We start from the raw sequence: 22,955 nt of genomic DNA on the forward strand, positions 1-22,955 counted from the left end.
GGAATCGGTCCTATTTTTCAATCGCCCTCTAAAGTTTAGCGGACAGTAATAATAAATATATGCAACCGATTCGGCATTACTGAGGAATCATACAAACTTAAATACCACTATTTGGATAGAATGCCCCAATATCTGTCAGGACAGACGGATCACTGGGGTTACTATAATGGACAGATCCATACTACTCCTGATGGCCGTAATCCAAATGCCAAGACTCTATTGTACGGCACACTCCAGGAAATCACCTATCCTTATGGTGGAAAGACTATATTCGAGTTCGAGCCTCATACATATTCAAAGATTACCCATTGCCGGGAGTTTGGAGACATGGTAAATGTAGACGAGGCCATAACGGGAGGTGTGCGCATCCGTAGAATAATAAATATTCCCAACGACAGCACACCTGCACAAACCCGGGAATTCCGCTACACATATAATTATGGTAAAAAGAATTCCGGTAATATTTCTTCCGGAATATTGGAAGGCTATCCTACTTATAGCAAATATCTCTCGGTGGGCGGTACTGTATTCGAGGAAGGTTCTTCTGTTTCGTTAAGTCATATCATAAACAGCTCCGGACTTCACATCGGTTACCCTGAGGCCGTGGAACTGCATGATGACGGAGGCTACGAAATCCATCGCTTCACGAGCTGCCTTGATGAGGCATATCGTGATGTTGCGCCTGTTATATGCTCTGAATCGCCACGCTTCCTGCCTATAAGCAGCATGGCGCATTATCGGGGCTATCCTTTATGGACGAAATACTATGCCCGGAGCGGGAAACTCCTGAAAAGTTCGGACTATGACTACGATAAGATTTCACCCGGGGCAACAGAGCTGCCTGCGGTACACAGCGCATGGATATCCATAGGCTCAGACTCACCGCATTATTTGAGGCACAGTTTCTACAAGAATTTCGTATTCAGTCTTGTCCGTACCAAAGAGGAAGTCTGCGACTATGGCATAAATGATGACGAGACTTTCCGGAGGATTGCATATCGACGGTACAACAACTTCGGACAGATCAAAGCGGATTCACTTGTTATTCCGGGTCAAACCCGTGTCACTCTCTATAATTATGCATGGGAGACAGACTCGACCTTCAAGAACCGTTTTTATCTCAGCCATGTCAAGGACGTGACGCATAAAAGCGGGAACAGTGTAATGGATGTCACCGGATACACATACATGATGCATAAAGATGCCCCTTACGTATCAAGAGTCGACATGGATGCCGGAGGCTCAACAAAGCTGTTATACAGCTGTTCCATCGTGAATGACAAGTTACGACCCGTGTCAGTCCATTATTCCGACCATGTGCCCGTCACATATCTCTGGGGCAGGGATTATCTACATCCGAGAGCTGTCATAAGAGGTTGCGACCACTCAACCGTCGGGGCTGCATTGGGCTTTTCTCCCGACCGTGCCCCGGACCACTCGTTCTCCCTGTCAGACAGACTGGCGTCCCTGCGTGAGTGCTTGCCGGGATGTGAGGTGACCGAATACACCTACTCGCCACATATAGGAATACAGTCTATCTCCTCTCCGTCCGGACGCACGCAATATTATGATTACGATACATTCAGGCGCTTGATTTCGATAAACGATACCCGGAAAGAACCGATAACGAGCTACCATTATTCTTCAGTATCTTCTTCCGGGGAGTTAGGGGATGAGTCGTGGAGAATCCGCAGCTATCTTGACAGGAATATACAAATCATAGGATCATATATCATATATCCAGACAGTCCAAACTATTTCTGGGCTGATATAGAGGATCTTAATCTTCCATATAGATGGAGTGTCGAAGGGACGCATAAAGATGCCGTGAAAATCAGCAACCAAGGAAAATATGTAGTAATACATGCGACAGATAGCATGACATCACTTCTCGATCTGAAGCTTACCATTTTTGATAAGGATGGTAATGAATTCTGGAGCCGGATGTATCCTTTCCGACAAAGAAATCACTATTTTAACATGGAGCTGGAAAAAATTTCAGTTTCGACAGAATATGTGAAGGTGAAAATGACGATAACAGGCGTGGATCCGAATGTTGTCGTACCTGATCTTACCGTTCTTGTCAATGGCCATTATGTGGGGAATATCAGTGGAATATCCGGCAATATGACCCAACTTGCAACAGGTGTCATAGAGATTCCCCGTGACTATAACAATGACTTGTATCTGATTAATTTAAAAACACTTAAATATGAAGATACATGGATGTACACGACTGATGAATTGTTTTCCTCCACTTCACAAGAATGACAGCCATGGTAAAGCAGATTTGCGACATACTGAGGGCATTCGTGCTGGCGCTGCTCTTGTCCGGCGGCAACAACGCCTACGCGTATGCTGAAGGACAGATAATGGAGAAACCCGTACGGATCACTACCGTACCGGGCAAGTTCGTGTTCCTCAGCACCTTGAATCCATGCGAGTGGGGATTCAGCCAGTTCGCAGGCAGCGGCAAGGAGATGTTCTACCTCCTTGACCTCGAAGAGCCTATGGGGGTGTCAATCCTTACCCTCGGTTCGGACATATACAGTACGGAAATCAAGGTGCTTGGAGATAACGGCTATGTCAGCCGTATGTCAACCAGCCGGGAGTATCAGGATATACTCAAGGAGAACGGCAGATGGGATGATGCCTCATACTTCGAGACTCAGGATTGCTTTGTCGCAAACCTACTCCCCGGCACGTACAGGATAACTGTGCAAGGCATCAAGGGTGGCAATTCCAGCGCTACCAACGGGCCTGTCAGGGTGACGGTCGTAGGTTATGACTTTTTCAACCTCGGACACTCACTGATTGCCCCCGACTCCATCCCGGGCACACGCCAATGCCCGTTCCATATAGGCCGTTTCGTAAACGGTTTTACCGCCACTGTGGAAAAGGGCAAGTCCGAAATGCCTCCATCTGTTTCGGAGATGTTCTTCCGTCTGGAACTGACGGAATCGATGTCGCTTTCGTTCGACTACGACGATAGTGACTACGAGATTGCATTGATCCATAACAATCAAAGTCAGGTGACAGTCCTCAGACCCGTCTCTTCAACGGATGGTGCGGGTATCGATTTCGATGCGGGGAGTTACCTGTTGTGGGCGCGCTTCCTCCCGGCAAATGAAAATGGCATACTGGCATTTTCTGTGGTTGGAAAAACCGAGGAGCTGCCGGAGCGCCCTGAGCCACCTTCGCCGTGTGACCGGGCCACCTTGGGGAAAAACTACCTCCGTACGCGCACATATCTCGATGCCTCAGGGGCGGACTACCGCGATGAGATACTGTATGTCGACGGACTCGGGCGCGAGTCCCGCAGGGTGCTTGCCGGCGGCTCACCCTTGGGGGATGACATCGTGTGGAATTTCGGCTACGATTCCTCGGGACGCCCCGAGCGGCAGTGGCTTCCCCGACTGTCGCAGGGAGGGGGATATGTCAGGGACGCTGATATCGACTATTCGCCCTACGGCGACGATGCCGCCCCGTATTCCCTGACTGAGTACGAGCCTTCCACGCTCGGCCGCATTAAAAAGCGGTATGGCCCGGGGGAAGAATGGCATTCTTCCGGCAATGCGGTGGCACATTCCTATGAGACATCCACATCCACCACAGGCGACCTTGGATGCTTCCGTTACGTCACCGCCTCCTCGGGCGGGGGAGTGGCCGTGCGGTGCACGGGGCGCTACGGAGCGGGCGAGCTGCTCGTGGAGCGGGTGACCGACGAGGATGGGCGGGAGGGGCTGACGTTCACCGACGGCCTTGGGCGCAAGGTGCTGGAGCGGCGTCCGATGGGCGACGGCACGTATGCCGACACGTACTTCGTCTACGATGACCGTGACAACCTCGCCGTGGTGATGCCCCCCGAGGCATCGGCCCGCATGGCCCATACGGGGATGTGGCAGGCCGCCTCCGAGGAGCTTGACCTCCACTGCTACATATACAGTTACGACGGCTTCCACCGCATGACGGGGATGAAGCTCCCGGGGTGCGGGATGCGCGAGACGGTCTACGACAGCGCCGACCGGCCCTTGCTGTGGCGCGACGGCAACCTGCGCGCCAAGGGTCGTTGGGGGTTCCGGATCACCGACATGCTCGGGCGCGAGGTGCTCACAGGCACGTGCGCCTCATGGAGCGGCCATGTCGGCTCGCTCCCCGTCTACGCCTCGCCGGAGCGGTTTCCCGACCCGATTGCCTCCGCACCCATGCCGCGTGCGCCCTCTACCCTCAGCCTCCACGGTTACGACCTCTACGGCATCACCCTCACCGACCCCGAGGTCAGCACGGTAAGCTACTACGACGACTACGGCTTCATCGGCGCTTACGGCAACCCCGGGAGCGACCGCCTCGGGTTCGTCCCCTCCGGCTATGCCGGCTCCGAGCCTTACCCCTCGGCCCGGGGGATGCTCACGGGGCGGCTCACGGGCGCGCCGGTGTCGGCCGGTTCCGACTCGCTGGAATACCTCGCCTCGGCGTTCTACTACGACCACCGCGAGCGTACCGTGCAGCGCGTGTCGGCCAACCGCCTCGGGGGCTACGACCGCGAGACGACTGAATACGACTTCGTCGGCAACCCCCTGCGCACGGAACTGATCCACTCCACCGCCGCCGACCCTTCCGGCATCCGGCAGCAGTGGGAGCGCTCGTTCGACCGCCAAGGCCGCGAGCTGGCCGTCCGCCACCGCCTTGGCGCGGGCGAATGGACCGTTCTCTCGGAAAAATATTACGATGCCGTGGGACGCCTCATCGGCGACATCGCCGGGAATGACCCAAAGTTGGTCTTGCGCGAATACACCTACGACATCCGCTCCCGGCAGACGGCCATCAGTTCAGCCACTTACTGCCAGCGGCTGACGTTCACCCCCGGTGGCAATGTCAGCCGCATGGAGTGGAATCCCGACTACCGCTCCGAACCATGGAGCGCCTACGACTTCTCCTACGACTCCCTGTCGCGGCTTGTCGCCGCCGGATACTCCGACAGCGACGGGCGAAGCCGTGCCTACGACACGTCCTATTCCTACGACCTCGACGGCAACGTCACGTCGCTGACGCGCTGCGGCGTGTCCTCCATGGGCATTTCCGGCGAGAAATACGGCATCATCGACGACCTGACGTACGAGTACGAGGGTGGCAGGGTGGTGCGCATCACCGACAGTCACGACGGCCCTTACTACATGGGCGCGTGCCACTTCGTGGACGGAGCCGACGAGGATGAGGAATACCGTTACGACGACAACGGCAACATGGAGATGGACCGTAACCGTAGTATCGACGCTATCATTTACGACACCAACAACCGTCCCCGTTACATAGGATTCGCCGACCGTTCCAATATCCGATACATCTACGATGCCGACGGCGTTAAGCTGCGCACCGAGCATGTGATCCAGGGCATAGAGCCGTTGACCCACGTAGGCGGGACATCGGATGGCTCATACGTGAGCACTTCGACCGACTACTGCGGTCAGTTCGTCTACGAGGACGGGGAGCTTGAACGCATCCACCTGGGCAACGGCTACCTCAGCTACAAGGATGCCAATGGCGGCCGCCTCCGACAGCCGGAGTACCACTTCTACCACCGCGACCACCTGGGCAACAACCGCGTGGACATCGGCGCCTCCGACTGCTCGATCCGCCAGATCGTCCACTATTACCCGTTCGGGCTACCGATGCAGATGGGCTACGCACCCGAGGCGCAGCGCTGGAAGTTCGGCGGCAAGGAGTTCGACCGCATGGCCGGGCTCGACCTCTACGACTACGAGGCGCGCCTCTACGACCCCGTCACCCTCCGCTTCCTCCGCCCCGACGACCATGCCTCGACCTACCACCGCCTCTCCCCGTTCTCCTTCTGCGCAAACAATCCATTGATTATTACCGACCCGACAGGATGTAGAATTGAGTTTGTGGAAGGTAGTACGGACACCTTTATATCTCAATTCTACGAGGCATATAACTATCTAAAAGAATATGGTGCTTCTGGAGTTTTAGATGAAATAATTGGTGCAGAAGATTTTACCATTTTTATACAAGAGTCTGTCAAAAAGGAATCTCCAATTTATGAGAGTTTGACTAAAACTATAACTTGGAATCCATATCTTGGGCTATTATGTGGTGAAGATGGTATAATGTATTTTTTATCTCCTGCTGAAATTCTTAATCATGAGGCTGCGCATGGGTTAAGAGACAATATTGACAAGGAAGGTATCGATAGGGATTACCAAATACTAGATGGGCAATATAGGAACAAGGAAGAAAGAAGGGTTGTCGAAACTGTCGAAACCCCGACCGCACGTAATCTGAATAGATTGAACCGAGAAGGTAGTACTCGAAAAAGTCTCTATGGGACTCTAACGAAGGTGTCAACTGTACGAGGTGATTTGGAGGATGTGATTGACGAATATTAATGACATTTACATATGATATATCATAAAAATTTTAATTTTGCAACATACTGTATAGGTATAATACTAGTGTTTATGCCATTTCAAGCGCGTGCATTCTGCTGCGATTCCGATTCTATTGAAAAAATAGAAATCGTATCGACCTATGGTATCTTTTATCCAGTGGGATTTACGCGGTTTTCTTGGATAAATGACATATCAAGAGACGACCACTCTTGGAGACGTGCGGTCATTACTTCCCCTAAGAAGTTGGAAGAGATAATGACGATTCTTTGCCAGGCAAATAAAATTGAGGATCTGGATTATGATGTATATGATCCTGCTGTCAAAATAGTGTCGGATAAAAAATTGGGACTTATATGGAGCAAGCCAATTACCCCTTGGGTAGACGGCACTATGGTCATATACGTTAAGGGCAGGAAGATTCCTGAGCTTATATGGCTCTATATTAGACGATTTGATCGTGGAAAAGCAAGATATGAACTGCCTGCATATTTTTTTGAATTACTACATTCTGATGATTGAATATTCGTTAGGCTTATGAAACATATACTATTGTCAATCATTTTGTTGACTGCCATAATATCTGCCATGACAACCACTAGCAAAGCAGATGTGGCTATAAATAAAGTGGTAGTGTATCCGGCACTCATATTGAAGGACTCATTACAGTTATGTCTAGATGATACTTGTATTTGGCTTCACGATACAGTTGTAATGCCTGCACATAAAAGCGATTTCCAATATAGACCGTTACGTCTGCGTCATCCAGTCTCTGACCATGACTCAATAGCTGGGATATTTGGTATGCTTTCCCGTTTGGAGTATATCAGAGATCTTGGCTATTCGAATACCGAGGAACCCGGCATTCTTGAAATTGATAGCTTAGGAAAATTATCGTGGAAATTATTCTATCCTTCGTTGCTTGGACAGATCTTGTTGTTTAAGGACAATGGTACGGAAATAATCTGGATGACAACTGAAGGCGTTGAGATTGACGGAAAACTATACGCCTACTCTGAAGAACTTAAACGATATTTCGAGAAGATAGCCCGTGAAAGGATAAACCGCAAGAAACCCGAATGGTGATCATATTCCTGTTCCTCAAGGAATGACACAAGATGACTTTGATAATAAAGTGTTAGAAATCGCTAATTCCTTTGGTGATAATCCCGGAATTACATACAGCCTCTTACCAACAAATCCAACTCAAGGAAATTGTAATACAAGTACATCTACTATACTGTTAAATTCTGGAATTAGCAGAGACGATATTCAGAGTGTCAAGAAACAAATTCCTGGTATTTCTTGGGGATTTAGTCCTATTTATCGACCTTTGACTATCACTCAACAAGAAGAAGCCGTAAAAACACAGAATATTGTTAAATGGCGTGAAGAGCTGATACATTAAACATATAGGATAATATGAATGATACTAAAAATCAATCTATAGCACTTAATCTTATAGGAGCATATCTTGTTCTTATAATTATATTAATCATATTTTTTTCAATACAACGATATGTTTTTTGTCATGAGTTACCAAGTCCTGACAGAGAATCTGGATTTGGTGTTGAAATATGGGTGTCAATATTTATCATTTCACCTTTGAACATTTTTATTCTATGTAGTCTCTATTGGCTTAAAATCAATCGTTACATAGTAAAAAAATTCAATGCTATTCTAATAGAGTCAATATTATATGTGGTTTTGTTGATAATCATAGATAAGCTTAACTTTAAAACATTAGAGAACTATATAATTATATCTCCCTATATAGTTATTATTCCATTAGCTATTTTACAATCTCTTATAATTCGGTACAAGAAGAAAACTGCTACAGATATATGATGTGCAATATCCATTCGGTAATATTACTTTTGCTTGGGTTTGCATGGAATTTTTATGATATAGCAGAAGTAATAGATATTACCACAAGTGTCATAGCTAAAACTGGACAGGAGGGGTTGCTGAAATACCAAGATCCCTCGGGACGCCCCGAGCGGCAGTGGCTTCCGGGGCTGTCGACGGGAGGAGGCTATGTAAAGGCCGCTGATATCGACTACTCGCCCTACGGCGAGGATGCCGCCCCTTATTCCTTGACGGAGTATGAGCCGTCAACCCTCGACCGCATCAAAAGGCGATATGGCCCGGGGGAGGAATGGCATTCTTCCGGCAATGCGGTGGCGCATTCCTACGGGACATCCACATCTACCACAGGCGACCTTGGATGCTTCCGTTACGTCACCGCCTCCTCGGGCGGGGGAGTGGCCGTGCGGTGCACGGGGCGCTACGGAGCGGGCGAGCTGCTCGTGGAGCGGGTGACCGACGAGGATGGGCGGGAGGGGCTGACGTTCACCGACGGCCTTGGGCGCAAGGTGCTGGAGCGGCGTCCGATGGGCGACGGCACGTATGCCGACACGTACTTCGTCTACGATGACCGTGACAACCTCGCCGTGGTGATGCCCCCCGAGGCATCGGCCCGCATGGCCCATACGGGGATGTGGCAGGCCGCCTCCGAGGAGCTTGACCTCCACTGCTACATATACAGTTACGACGGCTTCCACCGCATGACGGGGATGAAGCTCCCGGGGTGCGGGATGCGCGAGACGGTCTACGACAGCGCCGACCGGCCCTTGCTGTGGCGCGACGGCAACCTGCGCGCCAAGGGTCGTTGGGGGTTCCGGATCACCGACATGCTCGGGCGCGAGGTGCTCACAGGCACGTGCGCCTCATGGAGCGGCCCGGTGGCATCGCTCCCCGTCTACGCCTCGCCGGAGAGGTTCCCCGACCCGCTGGACGCCGCATCCGTGCCGCGTGCGCCCTCTACCCTCAACCTACACGGCTACGACCTCTACGACTACGAGGCGCGCCTCTACGACCCCGCCACCCTCCGCTTCCTCCGTCCCGACGACCATGCCTCAACCCACCATCGCCTCTCCCCGTTCTCCTTTTGTGCAAACAACCCCCTTGTCAACACCGACCCCACAGGCAAATACGTGGAGTCGCCTTGGGATATCGCCAGTCTGGCGATGGGGGTCACATCATTGGTGGTCAATGTGCAACAAGGCAATGTCGGTGATGCCATAGTTGATGGAGTAGGTATTCTATTGGATGCCGCCGCTGTAGCCCTTCCCGGCGTTCCCGGTGGTGTCAGCACAGGCATAAAGGCGTACCGCACATTAGGTAAATCTGTTAAAATGACAGATAGAACTATAAAAAACACTACGACTCTAAAAATTGTGAATTCTATAAGTGAAAGAGAAATTTTTAAAATAAGTGTTGAAGATACATCAAACAAATCCTACGAGGAAGTTTACGATATTTCAATTAAAGATACCGATAAACATGATTCTGTTCAATTTGCTGCTGAACATGAAAAGAATGCTCGAGGTTCTACATATGATAAGTATACGGCTCATCGGGCAGGAAAAACTTATGGAGAATCCCGAAATAATCAAAGAGGAGATAAAAATAGAAAGTATCAAAAATCACCTAACCCGAATAAAAGAAAAAATGACAAGTAAATTGGGGCATAGACTACTTCCCGAATCGGAGATAAGCGTATTTCAGAGAGCTTTAGATGAATTGAAAGCTGGCAAAAACTGGAATGGGCTAAGAGACTTCTTGAAAGACAAGTCGGAATTGTATCCGGATGATTATTATATCTTGACAGAATTATCACAAGCATATTTCCTTATCAATTCCCCAAAAGATGCATTGTGTGCCGCTCAAAAAGCATTCCTGTTGGAAGAGAACGATGAATTGGTTATATACAACCTCGCAATGGCCTTGCAATTGAATGGGATGTATTCCGATGCAATGAAATATTTCGACATGATTCTGTCAAAACTTATTGATGATATTGCCTATGGCAATCATGGTGAAGGTAAAAAGTGGGCCAAATCCTTACACAATGATTCATTATATATGAAAGGCGTATGTTATATGGAACTTGGCAATAATGAAGAAGCCGCTTATTGTATACGGTCGCATATCTATAATCGTCGCAGAGGCATATATAGTGATTTTTCGCGTAAACAAGTCTTACGACGATTAAATAAGTTGCAGCATTTAACATAGAAAGGTCTTTGACAGACGTCATGTGGAATAAATCTACATGACGATTTGTCAGTTCTGCATAGACTGCAAGCCGGCAACCGGTTTCAGGAACGGACAATGGGACATCGATATTGGAAAAATTTGTGTACTTTTGCAACCGCTTGCGCCTTAGGCGCATCTAATATGGTTGGATATTAAAACTACACAATTACAGCAATATAGTATGAACTTGTTAAAATCCATTGCGACTGCCGGTGTGCTGAGCATGGCCCTCGCTCTTCCCGTGAGCGCTGAGGAGCATCTCAAGAGCTTAGACCCCAAGCAGTTTGATCCGGAGACTCCGGCTTCGACCGATTTCTACCAGCATGTGACCAAAGGATGGCGCGACGCACATCCGCTAACCGCCGAACATGCACGCTACGGAGCTTTCGACGTGCTCAACGACTCGTCTGAGGCACGCGTGAAGCGCATCGTGCTCGGTCTCGGCGCCACCAATCCCCAGCCGGGCACCGTGGCCCACAAAGTGTGGACCATCTACTCGCAGGCCATGGACTCCGTGCGCCGCAACCGCGAGGGTGCAGCTCCCATCCAGGCCGACCTCAAACGTATCGACAACACTCCCCACGAGGAGATGACCGACCTGTTCCTGTGGATGCACGGCAACTATGCTTCGCCTTTCTTCGGGGCCGGACCTATGGAGGATCTCGCCAACAGCAAGGTGTATGCCATGTATGTGTCGGGCGGAGGCATGGGTCTCGGCGACCGCGACTACTACCTGCTCGACGACAAGCGCAACAAGGAAGTGCGCGAAGCCTACAAGAAGCTGATCGTTAAGCAGATGCAGAATGCCGGCTTCAAGGCCAAGGACGCGAAGCGCATCATGAACAACGTGATGAAGATTGAGACGGCTCTCGCCGACTCAGCATGGACGCGCGAGCAGAGCCGCAATATACCAGCCATGTACAATCCGTTCACATTCGCCAAGCTGAAGGAGACATATCCCGGAGTCAACTGGGATCGCTTCTTCATCGAGACGATGGGAATCCCCTCGCCTGAGACGGTGATTGTCACTGAGCCTAACTCCGTGATGCAGGGTGTCAACCTCCTGTCGACGCTTTCTGACCGCGAGATCAAGGACTACTACCTCTGGAAATACGTTTCGCAGGCCGCAAACAAGCTGAGCGACAAGTTCTCCGACGCCTCCTTCGAGTTCAACAAGGTGGTCAGCGGCGTGGCCGAGCAGCGTCCGCGCTGGAAGCGTGCCCTCGGAGCCACGGAAGGTGTGCTCGGCGAAGCCGTAGGCCAGCTCTATGTGGAGGAATACTTCCCCCAGTCGTCGAAGGACTACATGGTCGGCCTCGTGGAAAACCTGCGCACGGCTCTCGGCAAGCATATCATCAACCTCCCTTGGATGAGCGACGACACCAAGCTCAACGCCATCAAGAAGCTCAACGCTTTCACTGTCAAGATCGGATATCCCGACAAGTGGAAGGACTACAGCGGAATGGTAATCGACCCACAGCTCAGCTACTACGAGAACATGCATAACGCCGGCATGTGGCATCAGAAAGAGGAATATGCCAAGTGGGGCAAGCCTGTCGACAAGACGGAGTGGGGGATGACACCTCAGACCGTCAACGCCTACTACAATCCTCTGGCCAACGAGATCGTGTTCCCCGCCGCCATCCTCCAGGCTCCGTTCTACGATCCCGCCTCGTCTGATGCCGAGAACTACGGCGGCATCGGCGTGGTCATCGGCCATGAGATGACCCACGGATTCGACGATCAGGGCCGCAACTTCGATGCAGAAGGCAACATGGTCAACTGGTGGACTCCGGAAGATGCCGAGAAGTTCGCTGAAAAGACCAAGGGTCTCATAGCCCAGTTTGATGCCGTGGAGATTCTCCCCGGCCTGCACGGCAACGGCCAGTATACCCTCGGCGAGAACATCGCAGACCAGGGAGGCCTGCGCGTGGCTATGACCGCATTCCTTGATTCGCAGAAGAAGAAGGGCGTCGACATCGCCACCGAGAAAATCGACGGCCTGACCCCGATGCAGGTGTTCTATCTCAACTACGCCAACCTCTGGGCGCAGAACATACGCGACGAGGAGATCCGTTCGCTCACACAGGGCGACGTGCACTCTCTCGGCGAACAGCGTGTCAACGTCACTCTGCGCAACATCGCTCCCTTCTTCGAGGCATTCTCCATAAAGGAGGGCGACAAGATGTTCCGTCCCGAGCAGGAGCGCGTGATTATCTGGTAATCCATTCATCAATACAGAAAAAGGCCTCGCCGGAAGCGAGGCCTTTTTCTGTATGTATATGTCTTATTTCATCGGCAGGGTATCTTGGCGATACGGCGCTCGTGTCGCCCTCCGTCGAAAGGCGTATCAAGAAATGCGTCTACGATGGCGAGGGCGAGCGTAGGTTCGATGAAGCGGGCTGGCATCACCAGAACGTTGGCATCGTTGTGGGCGCGTGCCAGCCGGGCTATCTCCACTTCCCAGCATAGGGCGGCGCGTATGCCCTGGTGCTTGTTGAGAGTGATGTTTATGCCGTTGCCGCTGCCGCATATGCCTATTGCGGGATAGCAGCGCCCCTCTTCTACGGCCTGTGCGCATGGATGGGCAAAGTCGGCATAGTCGCAGCTTTCTGCCGAGAATGTGCCGAAATCCTCATATTCTATGCCTTGTGAGGTAAGGTAGCCTTCGACTATGCTTTTCAGCTCGTAGCCGGCATGGTCGCTGCATAGGGCTATTTTCTTTCCTGGTTTCAGAATGGACATTTGGGTGTGAATTTATATGTTTTTTAGAATTTCTGCATGTCTACGAGGTGGCGGTAGCTTCCGTTGAGCGCCATCAGCTCGTCGTGGGTGCCCGCCTCTACAATACGTCCCTCGTTCATCACGCATATAAGGTCGGCGTTTCTGATGGTCGACAGCCTGTGGGCTATCACCAGCGTGGTACGGTTCTTCATGAGGCGTTCGAGGGCTTCCTGCACCGACTTCTCGCTCTGGCTGTCGAGGGCGGATGTGGCCTCGTCGAGGATAAGCACGGGCGGGTTCTTCAGTACCGCGCGAGCTATCGACAGGCGCTGGCGCTGTCCGCCCGACAGTCGGCATCCGCGGTCGCCTATGCACGTGTCGTAGCCCTGCTCGGTCTCCATTATGAATTCGTGGGCGTTGGCTATGCGGGCCGCCTGTTCAACCTGTTCCGTGGTCGCTTCCTTCACTCCGAAGGTTATATTGTTGTAGATTGTGTCGTTGAAGAGTATCGCCTCCTGGTTGACATTGCCCATAAGCGCTCGCAGGTCGTGGACGCGCAGGTCGCGTATGTCGATGCCGTCGATGGTGATCGAACCCTTGTCTACGTCGTAGAATCGTGGCAGCAGGTCGGCCATGGTCGATTTTCCCGACCCGCTCTGTCCTACGAGGGCGACGGTGGCTCCGGCGGGTATGTGGAGCGACACGTCCTGAAGCACGGGGACTCCGTTGGAGTAGCTGAACGTCACGTCGTTGTAGCTTATGTCACCCTTGAAGTCCTTGATTTTCTTTGGGTGCGCGGGGTCGTTGATGGGGTTGCGCGCATCGATTATGGCGTCGACGCGCGTCATTGCGGCCAGACCTTTCTGTATGGCATATACGCTCTTCGACAGCTCCTTTGCCGGATTGATGATGCTGTAGAAGATGATCATGTAGTATATGAAGTCGGGGGCATCCATCGACGAGTGGTGCCCGATTATCAGCGTGCCGCCGAACCACAGTACGATGGCTATCGTGATCGTGCCGAGGAATTCGCTCATAGGGTGGGCGAGCGACTGGCGGCGCGCGATTCGGTTGCTGATCTTGTAGAATATCTGGTTGCCGGCGTGGAAGCGTGCTTTCACCTTATCCTCGGCGTTGAAGGCCTTGATGATGCGCAGGCCGCCAAGCGTCTCCTCGATGTTCGACATGAGAAGTCCCCATTGGTTCTGGGCCTCAAGTGACTGGCGTTTGAGGCGCTTGCCCACGCCGCCCATCACCAGCCCGGCAAGCGGTATGAGTATCAGCACGAAAAGGGTGAGCTGCCACGACATGATAATCATGGTGACGAGGCACACTATAATCATCACCGGATTCTTGAAAAACATGTCGAGCGACGACATTATGGAGTTCTCGATTTCGGCCACGTCGCCGGTCATGCGGGCCATGACGTCACCCTTACGGGCATCGGTGAAGTATGATATCGGCAGACGCACTATCTTGTCGTACATGTAATTGCGTATGTCGCGCACGATGCCCGAGCGCATCGGTATTATGAAGTACGACGACATGAACGTGGCTCCCGTCTTTAGGCCGGTCATCACCACGAGCAGTGCCGCGAGTGTTGCCAGTGTGGCCGACGGCCCGTAGGTGAGGATCATCTCCTGCGTGTAGTAGTAGAAGTTGTTGAAAAACACATCTTTCAGGCTTCCCTCCTCCAGCGACACGTAACTGTATGTCATTTGGTCAATGCCGAAAAGCATTCGCAATATAGGTATCACCACCGCAAAGGAGAAGAGGGTGAGGAACGCGGCGAGGATGTTGAAGAATATGTTGAGCGCGAGATACTTCTTATATGGAGGCACGAAGCGCCTGATGATTACGAGTAATTCTTTCATGCGGCAAAGATACGAATAAGTCGAGAGAAAAGGACATGCTTGCATGTACTTTTCCGAGCGTGAGTATCTAAGGCGACAGCCAAAGATACGAATAAGTCGAGAGCAAAGCCAAATTTATTTGATGCGGGGTGGGGCGGAAGTCTGCAAGATGTATTAATTTTGTGGAAACAATTCAGTACGGCTCTATTGCGCGGTGAAACGTTATCAAGGACTCAAAGCGGCTCGCATAGCGGTGTCGGTGGCTGTCGCCGCCGTCATAACGCTGTTGTGGATTGAATACAGCGACCTTGTGCTCAACGCATTGGGATGGATAGAGCATACGCAGGTCATACCCGCCGGTCTGGCATTCTCCGGCGTCACCGTGCTGTTCTGGCTCGTGATGACAGCGCTGTTCGGGCGCATCTACTGCTCGATGTTCTGCCCGCTCGGCGTGGTGCAGGATGTCGCGGCACGCCTCGGACGCATTAGCCGGAAGGGCTCGCGCCGCGACTATCATTATGCACCACCCATGACGCGTCTGCGCTACTGCGCCCTTGCCGTAGTGGCGGTGTGCTTCTTCACCGGCTTCCTCCTGATTCCGGCCATGATTGACCCATACAGTATGTATTCCGCGTTCGTGCTCAATGTGTTGAAACCCGTGTGGGGATGGGTGAGCAACGGTGTGGCCGCCATTGGCGTGGCCACCGGATGGTGGACCGTCACCTACGTGTCGGTCATCACCGCTTCAGCGTTCGGTGTGGCTCTTTCGATTGTGTCGATGCTCGGCGTGGCCACGTCGGCGTGGCTTCTGGGACGCCCGTTCTGCAACACACTCTGTCCGGTAGGCACGGTGCTCGGAATCGTGTCGGCACGCTCGCTTTGGCATATAGATATCGACACCGACCTGTGTACCAACTGCCGGAAGTGTGAGCATGCATGCAAGGCCCAGTGCATAGACCTTACCGACCATGTCGTCGACGGCTCACGTTGCGTGTGTTGCTTCGACTGCCTCACTGTATGCCCCGACGATGCGATATTTTATCGCCCTGACCGTAAGCAGCTCTCCCTGCCTATGATGCAGAGCCTCGACAGGCCGAGGGTAGGTAGTGCGAGCGCATGCTCCGCGACACCGGCCACCACCGCAAATGCCGTCGCTAATGATGATAATAAAGAATCAAAATGAAACAATATCTCGAATTGCTTGACCATGTGCTGACACATGGCGTAGACAAGGGCGACCGCACAGGTACCGGCACTCGGAGCGTGTTCGGCTACCAGATGCGCTTCAACCTCGAAGAGGGCTTCCCCCTGCTGACGACCAAGAAACTCCACCTTAAGTCGATTATTTACGAGCTACTGTGGTTTCTGCGCGGCAACACCAACGTGCGTTACCTCCAGGAGCACGGTGTGAGAATCTGGAACGAATGGGCCGGCCCCGACGGTGACCTCGGACCGATTTACGGCTACCAGTGGCGCTCATGGCCCGATTATTCCGGCGGCCATGTCGACCAGATCGCGGAAGCCGTGGAGACTATAAAGAACAACCCCGACTCGCGTCGCATCATAGTGAGCGCGTGGAACGTCGGCCAGCTCCCGGAGATGCACTTGCCGCCTTGCCATGCTTTCTTCCAGTTCTACGTGGCCGACGGACGCCTCAGCCTCCAGCTCTACCAGCGTTCCGCCGACATATTCCTCGGCGTCCCGTTCAACATCGCCTCCTACGCACTTCTTCTCATGATGATGGCGCAGGTCACCGGCTTGAAGCCCGGCGATTTCGTCCACACGCTCGGCGACGCGCACATCTACAACAACCACATAGAGCAGGCGCGCCTCCAGCTGGTCCGCGACCCTCGGCCGCTCCCTCGCATGGTTATAAATCCCGAAGTGGAGTCGATATTCGATTTCAAATATGAGGACTTCGCTCTCGAAGGGTACGATCCGCACCCCCACATCAAAGCAACAGTGGCCGTATGATTAAGGGTATAGAAAAACTGCCTCCGGTGACGCTCGTAGCCGCTGTTACACGCGACGGAGGCCTTGGCCGCGCCGGTGAGCTGCTTTACCGCATAAGCGCCGACATGAAGCATTTCAAGGCGCTCACGATGGGGCATCCTTTGATAATGGGGCGCAAGACATTTGAATCGTTCCCCTCAGGGCCACTCCCCGGGCGTCTCAACATAGTCCTCACCCGCAGCGCGATGACTCTGCCCGAAGGTGCGGTGGCGGCAGGTTCGCCCGATGAGGCGCTGAGGTTTGCAGCCGAATACATCGCCGACAAGACTGCGTCATGTGATTCTGCGGATTGTGGCGCGGAGATGTCTGCCATGGTGATAGGCGGCGGCGAAATCTACCGTACATTTATGCCTATGGCCTCGGTTCTTGAGCTTACGGAGATCGATGCCGATGCTCCTGCCGGTACCGACACATGGTTTCCTCCTGTCAATCCTGCCGACTGGAACACTGTCGCCGCCTCTGCTCCCTTTGCCGACCAGCGTACTGCCGTCGCCTACCGTTTCCTGACACTCCGTCACCGATAACGGCGTTCGGGGGCTGTTTTGACATGGGAACCGGAGATTTAACAATTATGAAATTGGGGAATTCAATCTTTTTAATAACTTTGTGAAAAAATTGTAATGCAGTCGTGTTGGGTTGATAATGCGCTATGTTTCAATTTGATGATTTTTGTGTTCCGTTTGTGGAAATGCGGAAATCATAACCGATGGGAAAGTAACTATCAGTATATATATTCTATTAATTCAACCAAGTCATTATTATGAAGAGACTCATTCTCTTGGCCAGCATCGTCTGGCTCGCTTGTGTGGCCGCGATGGCCGCACCCGGTGATATGAAGTGTAGTGGCGTCGTTGTGGATGATCAAGGCGAACCGATTATCGGCGCCACGGTCAGTGTTCCTGGCACTTCGATTGCCACAGCCACGGATATCGACGGTCGCTTTTCACTGGAAGTGCCAAAGGGGAAGAAAATCCACATTTCCTACATCGGATACAAGTCTGTCAACCTGAATGCCGCTCCGTCGATGGGCGATATCGTGCTCGACGTGGAGGCACAGATGCTTAAGGACGTGGTAATCGAGCAGTCTGCTGCAAAGACCCGACTCACTCCCGTGGCCGTGTCGACCGTAGGCGCGCAGACCATCGATCTCAAACTCGGAAATCAAGAGTTGCCTGAAGTGCTCAAGACCACTCCCGGCGTATGGACTACCAAGCAGGGTGGTGGCTTCGGCGATGCCAAGACAAACGTGCGCGGCTTCAAGAGCGCCAACGTGGCCGTGATGATAAACGGTATCCCCATGAACGACATGGAGTGGGGTGGTGTCTATTGGAGCAACTTTGCAGGGCTTTCCGACGTGACGAGCAATATCCAGGTGCAGCGCGGACTCGGTGCCACAATAGTGTCAAACCCCTCCGTTGGCGGTACAATCAATATCACCACACGCACCATCGACACCGAGAAAGGCGGGTCGGTATGGTACGGAATGGGCAACGACGGTCTCAACAACTTTGGTATAAAGGTCTCTACAGGCCTTATGAAGAACGGTTGGGCCATCACCGTGCTCGGTTCGCGCAAGTGGGGTGACGGATATGTGCAGGGTACTCCCTATAATAACTACAACTACTTCCTCAACGTCTCCAAGCGCATCAATGAGAACCATCAGATTTCTCTTACCGCATTCGGAGGAACACAGGATCACATACGCCGTCCGAACCAGCGCTCCGGTCTGTCGGTAATGGGCTATCAGACCTACGGTAAGGAATACATGAACGGCGACTGCATGTACAAGTACAATCCTACCTACGGTTACGACAAGTACGGCCATGTAAAGACCCAGAACAAGAACTATTCGCATAAGCCTATCATACAGCTCAACCATATCTGGAAAATAGACGACACCTCGTCGCTCTCATCGGCACTATATGCTTCGTTCTGCGATGCCGGCGGCTATGGAGGCCAGGCGAGCGGCCTTAACGGTTACTCTTATCAGGATTGGTATGGTGCCACCGACGGCGTGCTGAGCACGCGGTTCCGCCGTCCCGACGGAACCTTCGACTACGGTGCAATACAGGATATAAACGAGGCCTCTACCGAGGGATCGATGCTCGTGATGTCGAACGCTGTCAACCAGCATCAGTGGTATGGACTCGTATCGTCATACAAGAAAGAGATTGACTTCAATAACGGCAATATACTCAACGTGATCGGTGGTGTCGACATGCGCTACTATCGCGGGTCACACTACAACGAGATTGTCGACCTCTACAATGGCGAGTATTTCATGGACTACTCCTCACGTCGCAGTGTCAAGGCCGATCTCAACGCCGCCGCAGCCAATCCGGCATGGCAGTATGAGCATCTCGGTGTGGGAGACATCGTCTACAAGAACTATCGCGGATATACCGCCCAGGAAGGTATCTACGGGCAGGGCGAGTACACGATGATGGACGGCAAATTCAACTTCGTGCTCGCAGGTTCGGTCAACAACACCTCCTACTGGCGCCATGAGCTGTTCTACGCCGACAAGGCCCACCGCGATTCCAAGACAGTTAACTTCTGGGGCGGAACAATCAAAGGCGGAGCCAACTATAATATTGATGACAACAACAACGTGTTCTTCAACGCGGGCTACATATCGCGTGCTCCGTTCTTCCAGGGAGGCGCTTTCCTTTCATTCAGCAACTCCAATGTCACCAACAAGGATGCCGTCAACGAGAAGATTGCGTCATTCGAGATCGGTTACGGCTACCAGAGCCGCACTTTCGCCCTCACACTCAACGGTTACTATACCAAGTGGATCGACAAGACGATGGCAAAGGGCGGTACGATGGACGACGGCAACCGTTACACCATCAACCTCGAAGGTGTCAACGCACGCCACATGGGCGTAGAGCTTAACCTCAACTGGGTGCCCCTGTCGTGGCTTAACGTCGAGGGTATGCTCTCGCTCGGCAATTGGGAATGGTGCTCCAACGCTTCGGGTTATTTCTACAACAATGACGGCCAGCCGCTTGCGAACATCCAGACCGGTGCGGTTGCTTCAGGAGTGGCAGCTCCCGACCATGCGAAGGCCACCGTCAACCAGAAAGGCGTGAAGGTGGCAGACTCTCCACAGACCCAGGGTTCCGTATCGCTCGGCTTTATCCCCTTCAAGGGACTTAAGCTCGGTGTCGACTGGGTGGCAGAGGCACGTACCTATTCCGACTTCAACCTTACCGGTTCGAGCCTGTCCGACGGTAATCTGAACGTGGCCGAACCTTGGCGCATCCCCTGGGGACAGCAGTTCGACCTCTTTGCATCCTACAGCTTTAAGATGGGAGGTCTCCGTGCCCGTCTCTACGGTAACGTCTACAACGTGTTCAACAACTACTATATCGTAGACGCCATGACCAACACTACCGCTCCCGGCACATGGGAGAACGCTTACGGTGTGTTCTACTCATTCGGCCGTACCTACTCCATACGTATGCGCATCAACTTCTAATCTTCTCAGATGATTACTATTATGAAAAGAAATATATTCAAAGGTCTGCTCGTGTGTGGTGTGGCCGTGGCCATGGCCGGTTGCTCCGAAAACACCTGGAACGAGGACAATCTCGACGGATTCGAGGTGCCGAGCCTCAACACCCCCAAGCGCACATATATCGACTATACGCTGACCTCATCCGACTACAGCAAGCTTTCGAAGCTGAAAGCAAACCGCCAAAAGGCCGAGGCGGCAGGAGTGCTGTCGCAGCTCGATGCCGTAGGTTCCAACGGCTATTTCTCCGATGTGGTTACAGCGCGTGACTATATTCCCGCGTGGCTCGATTCTGTAGCCAACACTACCGGCTCTGTATTCAAGAGCGCGCTCGTCAACACTACAGCCCGCATATCCTATGAGACTGTAGCCGACATGCCTGTACCTGTCACCGGCATCAACGGTGCTCTGGAGTTTGAAGTATCTACGGACGATTATATCGCCGTATATTCTCCCGACGAACTCGACCCTGAAAAAGCCGACTATGCCGAAGCATTCTCTCCGGGTCATCCTGCTTCGAAGTATGTACCCCAGCTTCTCAAATCGGAATTCCCCAATGCTACCGCCGGAGAGTATGCCTATGTTACCTACAATGAGAGCCTGACCAACCCCGTGTTCGGCGGCTCTACCGGTGGCGATGAACCCGAGAAGTTTGAGCTTTCCGACGTGCTTGGGTCTATGGTAAAGAATTCTCCTATAGATGCCAATGTATATGTCAGCGCCATATGTGCGCAGGGTCTCATGGTTACCGATAAGTCGGGAACTTGCCTTGCATATACCGGGAAGAATTTTGATGCTACGCCTTGGAAGGTGGGACAGCAGTTGAATCTTACAGGCAAAGGTGGTTCATACAATGGTGGACTTCAGGTTGGCTCACCTGTATATGGCGACGTTGTCGGGACTCAGGCTGTTAATACTGTCGCAGAGGAAATGGACGCAGCCAAATGGGACGCTCTTACCAAGACATATGCTGATGCCAAGACTGCCGGCAATGGTATTCTTGCGAAATATGTTAAGGTCAATGCCACAATCAAGATTGATGGAAACTATGTGAATTTCACTGTTGCCGGCGCTGAAAACGGTGGTGGCCTCTACCAACCTACACAGGCTCAGAAGAATGCATGTGCAGATGGCGCTTCTGTAGTTATTGAAGGTTGGGCGCTTTCTCGTGGATGGAGTAATACATTGAATCTACAGTTGCTTAATATTATTCCGGTATATATCGATGGTAAGGCTGTATGTGAAATTGCAGAAGTAAAGAAGGCTGCTGCCAAGGCTTCGCGTGCTGTGGCCGATTTGGCTTCAACGAAGGTCAATGCCGTTTACGAGTACAATGGTTCGGCATGGACTGTTCCTGCCGACGTGTATGTGCTGACCGCTACAGATTACAAGCAGATGGGTGTAACGACGTTGAACGCCGATCAGGCCAAGAAGTATCTGCCTATGCTCTTTGCCAAGGAATATCCCTATGCTGCCGACGGCGACGTGAAATATGCTGTCTACAACAACCACAAGTGCGACCAGCTCGTCTACAACGGTACTGAATGGACTATCAACACCATGACTACCATGAGCCAGTTTGTGCGCACCAAGGACATGTCGTGGATTTACGATCCTACCGTCTACGTCACTTTCGAGACCGGTAAGTCTGGCAACTTCACCGATGAGAATTCCGGCAAGTTCTGGAAAGGATGCGTAGAGTGGGTATGGAAGAACAAATGCGTGGAAGGTCTCGGCCTTGATGCTTCCCTTTGGGACAACTGGGGTGCCTCCGATGTATTTACCACTCATGGTTATTGCTGGGGTCGCGGTGCTGCCACGCAGGAAGGCTATAGCGGCGCTTCTGCATGGTATGGTAACCTTGATACCAAACTCTCCACTGTCAAGAAGAATATCACGGAAGAGGAGCTGAATGCGTACTTCGGCGACGTGGCTACCGATGCCAACAAGGATCAGTTCTCCGAACTTCTCCAGAAGCATTTTGCCGAGGAAGTTGCAGCCGGAGCGCTTGGCATGGTATTCCCCGATGCCAAGCCCGGTACCGACGGCATCGACCAGGAGTACGAGATTTCAATTACTCAGTATAACCCGTCGAGCCATCAGGTGGCCATCCGCTATCGCGTGGTCGCTCCCGGCAAGTTCCAGTTCGTTGAGTGCGAATCTTGGGGTCTTAAGGCAGAGTGATTCCATCTGCTTGATTGACTCACGTCGCTATCAATAAAGACACTGTAGTCTAATCTTTATATCCCGCAGTCCCGGTGACCGAATTCAGGCACCGGGACTGCATTTTTTATTATTACTGTCCGCTAAACCATAAATCAGAGAGTCCAACATCTTGAA

General features: G+C 52.3%; 15 protein-coding genes. 13 read left to right on the forward strand and 2 right to left on the reverse strand.

Annotated elements, in window-relative coordinates; all coding sequences use genetic code 11:
• The first annotated feature begins 120 nt into the window (after positions 1 to 120).
• The 8 genes from QZ303_RS08895 (at position 121) to QZ303_RS08930 (ending at position 12,729) form a co-directional block, all read left to right on the forward strand.
• Positions 121 to 2,271: a hypothetical protein gene (locus tag QZ303_RS08895; RefSeq protein ID WP_295731834.1), complete on the forward strand. Its 2,151-nt coding sequence runs from the start codon at positions 121 to 123 to the stop codon at positions 2,269 to 2,271.
• 5 nt (positions 2,272 to 2,276) lie between these two features.
• Complete coding sequence (locus tag QZ303_RS08900; protein ID WP_295731836.1) at positions 2,277 to 6,404, forward strand: DUF6443 domain-containing protein; 4,128 nt, start codon at positions 2,277 to 2,279, stop codon at positions 6,402 to 6,404.
• Positions 6,405 to 6,476: 72 nt separating this feature from the next.
• Positions 6,477 to 6,926 (forward strand): hypothetical protein, encoded by a 450-nt coding sequence (locus QZ303_RS08905; protein ID WP_295731838.1) that lies wholly within the window; start codon positions 6,477 to 6,479, stop codon positions 6,924 to 6,926.
• A gap of 66 nt (positions 6,927 to 6,992) precedes the next feature.
• On the forward strand, positions 6,993 to 7,490 hold the full coding sequence (locus QZ303_RS08910) for a hypothetical protein (protein ID WP_295731840.1): 498 nt from the start codon (positions 6,993 to 6,995) through the stop codon (positions 7,488 to 7,490).
• A 22-nt stretch (positions 7,491 to 7,512) separates the two neighbouring features.
• Positions 7,513 to 7,812, forward strand: coding sequence for a hypothetical protein (locus QZ303_RS08915; protein ID WP_295731842.1), 300 nt, complete (start codon positions 7,513 to 7,515; stop codon positions 7,810 to 7,812).
• Between the two features lie 556 nt (positions 7,813 to 8,368).
• Positions 8,369 to 9,928: an RHS repeat-associated core domain-containing protein gene (locus QZ303_RS08920; RefSeq protein ID WP_295731844.1), complete on the forward strand. Its 1,560-nt coding sequence runs from the start codon at positions 8,369 to 8,371 to the stop codon at positions 9,926 to 9,928.
• Positions 9,918 to 10,484 carry a tetratricopeptide repeat protein gene (locus tag QZ303_RS08925; RefSeq protein WP_295731846.1) on the forward strand — a complete coding sequence of 189 codons (567 nt, stop codon included), beginning with the start codon at positions 9,918 to 9,920 and terminating at the stop codon, positions 10,482 to 10,484. The genes QZ303_RS08920 and QZ303_RS08925 overlap by 11 nt, the downstream gene beginning before the upstream one ends.
• Positions 10,485 to 10,686: 202 nt before the next feature.
• On the forward strand, positions 10,687 to 12,729 hold the full coding sequence (locus tag QZ303_RS08930; protein WP_295731848.1) for a M13 family metallopeptidase: 2,043 nt from the start codon (positions 10,687 to 10,689) through the stop codon (positions 12,727 to 12,729).
• 68 nt (positions 12,730 to 12,797) lie between these two features.
• On the opposite strand, the gene rpiB is transcribed toward QZ303_RS08930, so the two are convergent.
• Together rpiB and QZ303_RS08940 are read right to left on the reverse strand one after the other, a co-directional pair.
• Positions 12,798 to 13,250 (reverse strand): ribose 5-phosphate isomerase B, encoded by a 453-nt coding sequence (gene rpiB / locus QZ303_RS08935; RefSeq protein WP_295731850.1) that lies wholly within the window; start codon positions 13,248 to 13,250, stop codon positions 12,798 to 12,800.
• Positions 13,251 to 13,273: 23 nt separating this feature from the next.
• Complete coding sequence (locus QZ303_RS08940; protein WP_295731852.1) at positions 13,274 to 15,103, reverse strand: ABC transporter ATP-binding protein; 1,830 nt, start codon at positions 15,101 to 15,103, stop codon at positions 13,274 to 13,276.
• A 193-nt stretch (positions 15,104 to 15,296) separates the two neighbouring features.
• On the opposite strand from QZ303_RS08940, the gene QZ303_RS08945 reads away from it, so the two are divergent.
• The 5 genes from QZ303_RS08945 to QZ303_RS08965 all read left to right on the forward strand — a co-directional run bounded on the left by QZ303_RS08945 (position 15,297) and on the right by QZ303_RS08965 (position 22,799).
• A complete protein-coding gene (locus QZ303_RS08945; RefSeq protein ID WP_295731854.1) occupies positions 15,297 to 16,265 on the forward strand; it encodes a 4Fe-4S binding protein in 969 nt (322 codons plus the stop codon).
• Entirely contained in the window at positions 16,262 to 17,056 is a 795-nt protein-coding gene (locus QZ303_RS08950; protein ID WP_295731856.1) for a thymidylate synthase, read from the forward strand. The genes QZ303_RS08945 and QZ303_RS08950 overlap by 4 nt, the downstream gene beginning before the upstream one ends.
• Positions 17,053 to 17,619, forward strand: a complete 567-nt coding sequence (locus QZ303_RS08955) for a dihydrofolate reductase (RefSeq protein ID WP_295731858.1) — start codon at positions 17,053 to 17,055, stop codon at positions 17,617 to 17,619. The genes QZ303_RS08950 and QZ303_RS08955 overlap by 4 nt, the downstream gene beginning before the upstream one ends.
• 236 nt (positions 17,620 to 17,855) lie before the next feature.
• Positions 17,856 to 20,579 (forward strand): TonB-dependent receptor, encoded by a 2,724-nt coding sequence (locus tag QZ303_RS08960; RefSeq protein WP_295731860.1) that lies wholly within the window; start codon positions 17,856 to 17,858, stop codon positions 20,577 to 20,579.
• A gap of 21 nt (positions 20,580 to 20,600) precedes the next feature.
• Positions 20,601 to 22,799 (forward strand): hypothetical protein, encoded by a 2,199-nt coding sequence (locus QZ303_RS08965; protein ID WP_295731862.1) that lies wholly within the window; start codon positions 20,601 to 20,603, stop codon positions 22,797 to 22,799.
• Positions 22,800 to 22,955 lie beyond the last annotated feature (156 nt).

Source organism: uncultured Muribaculum sp. (assembly GCF_910583865.1).
Classification (GTDB): Bacteria; Bacteroidota; Bacteroidia; order Bacteroidales; family Muribaculaceae; genus Muribaculum.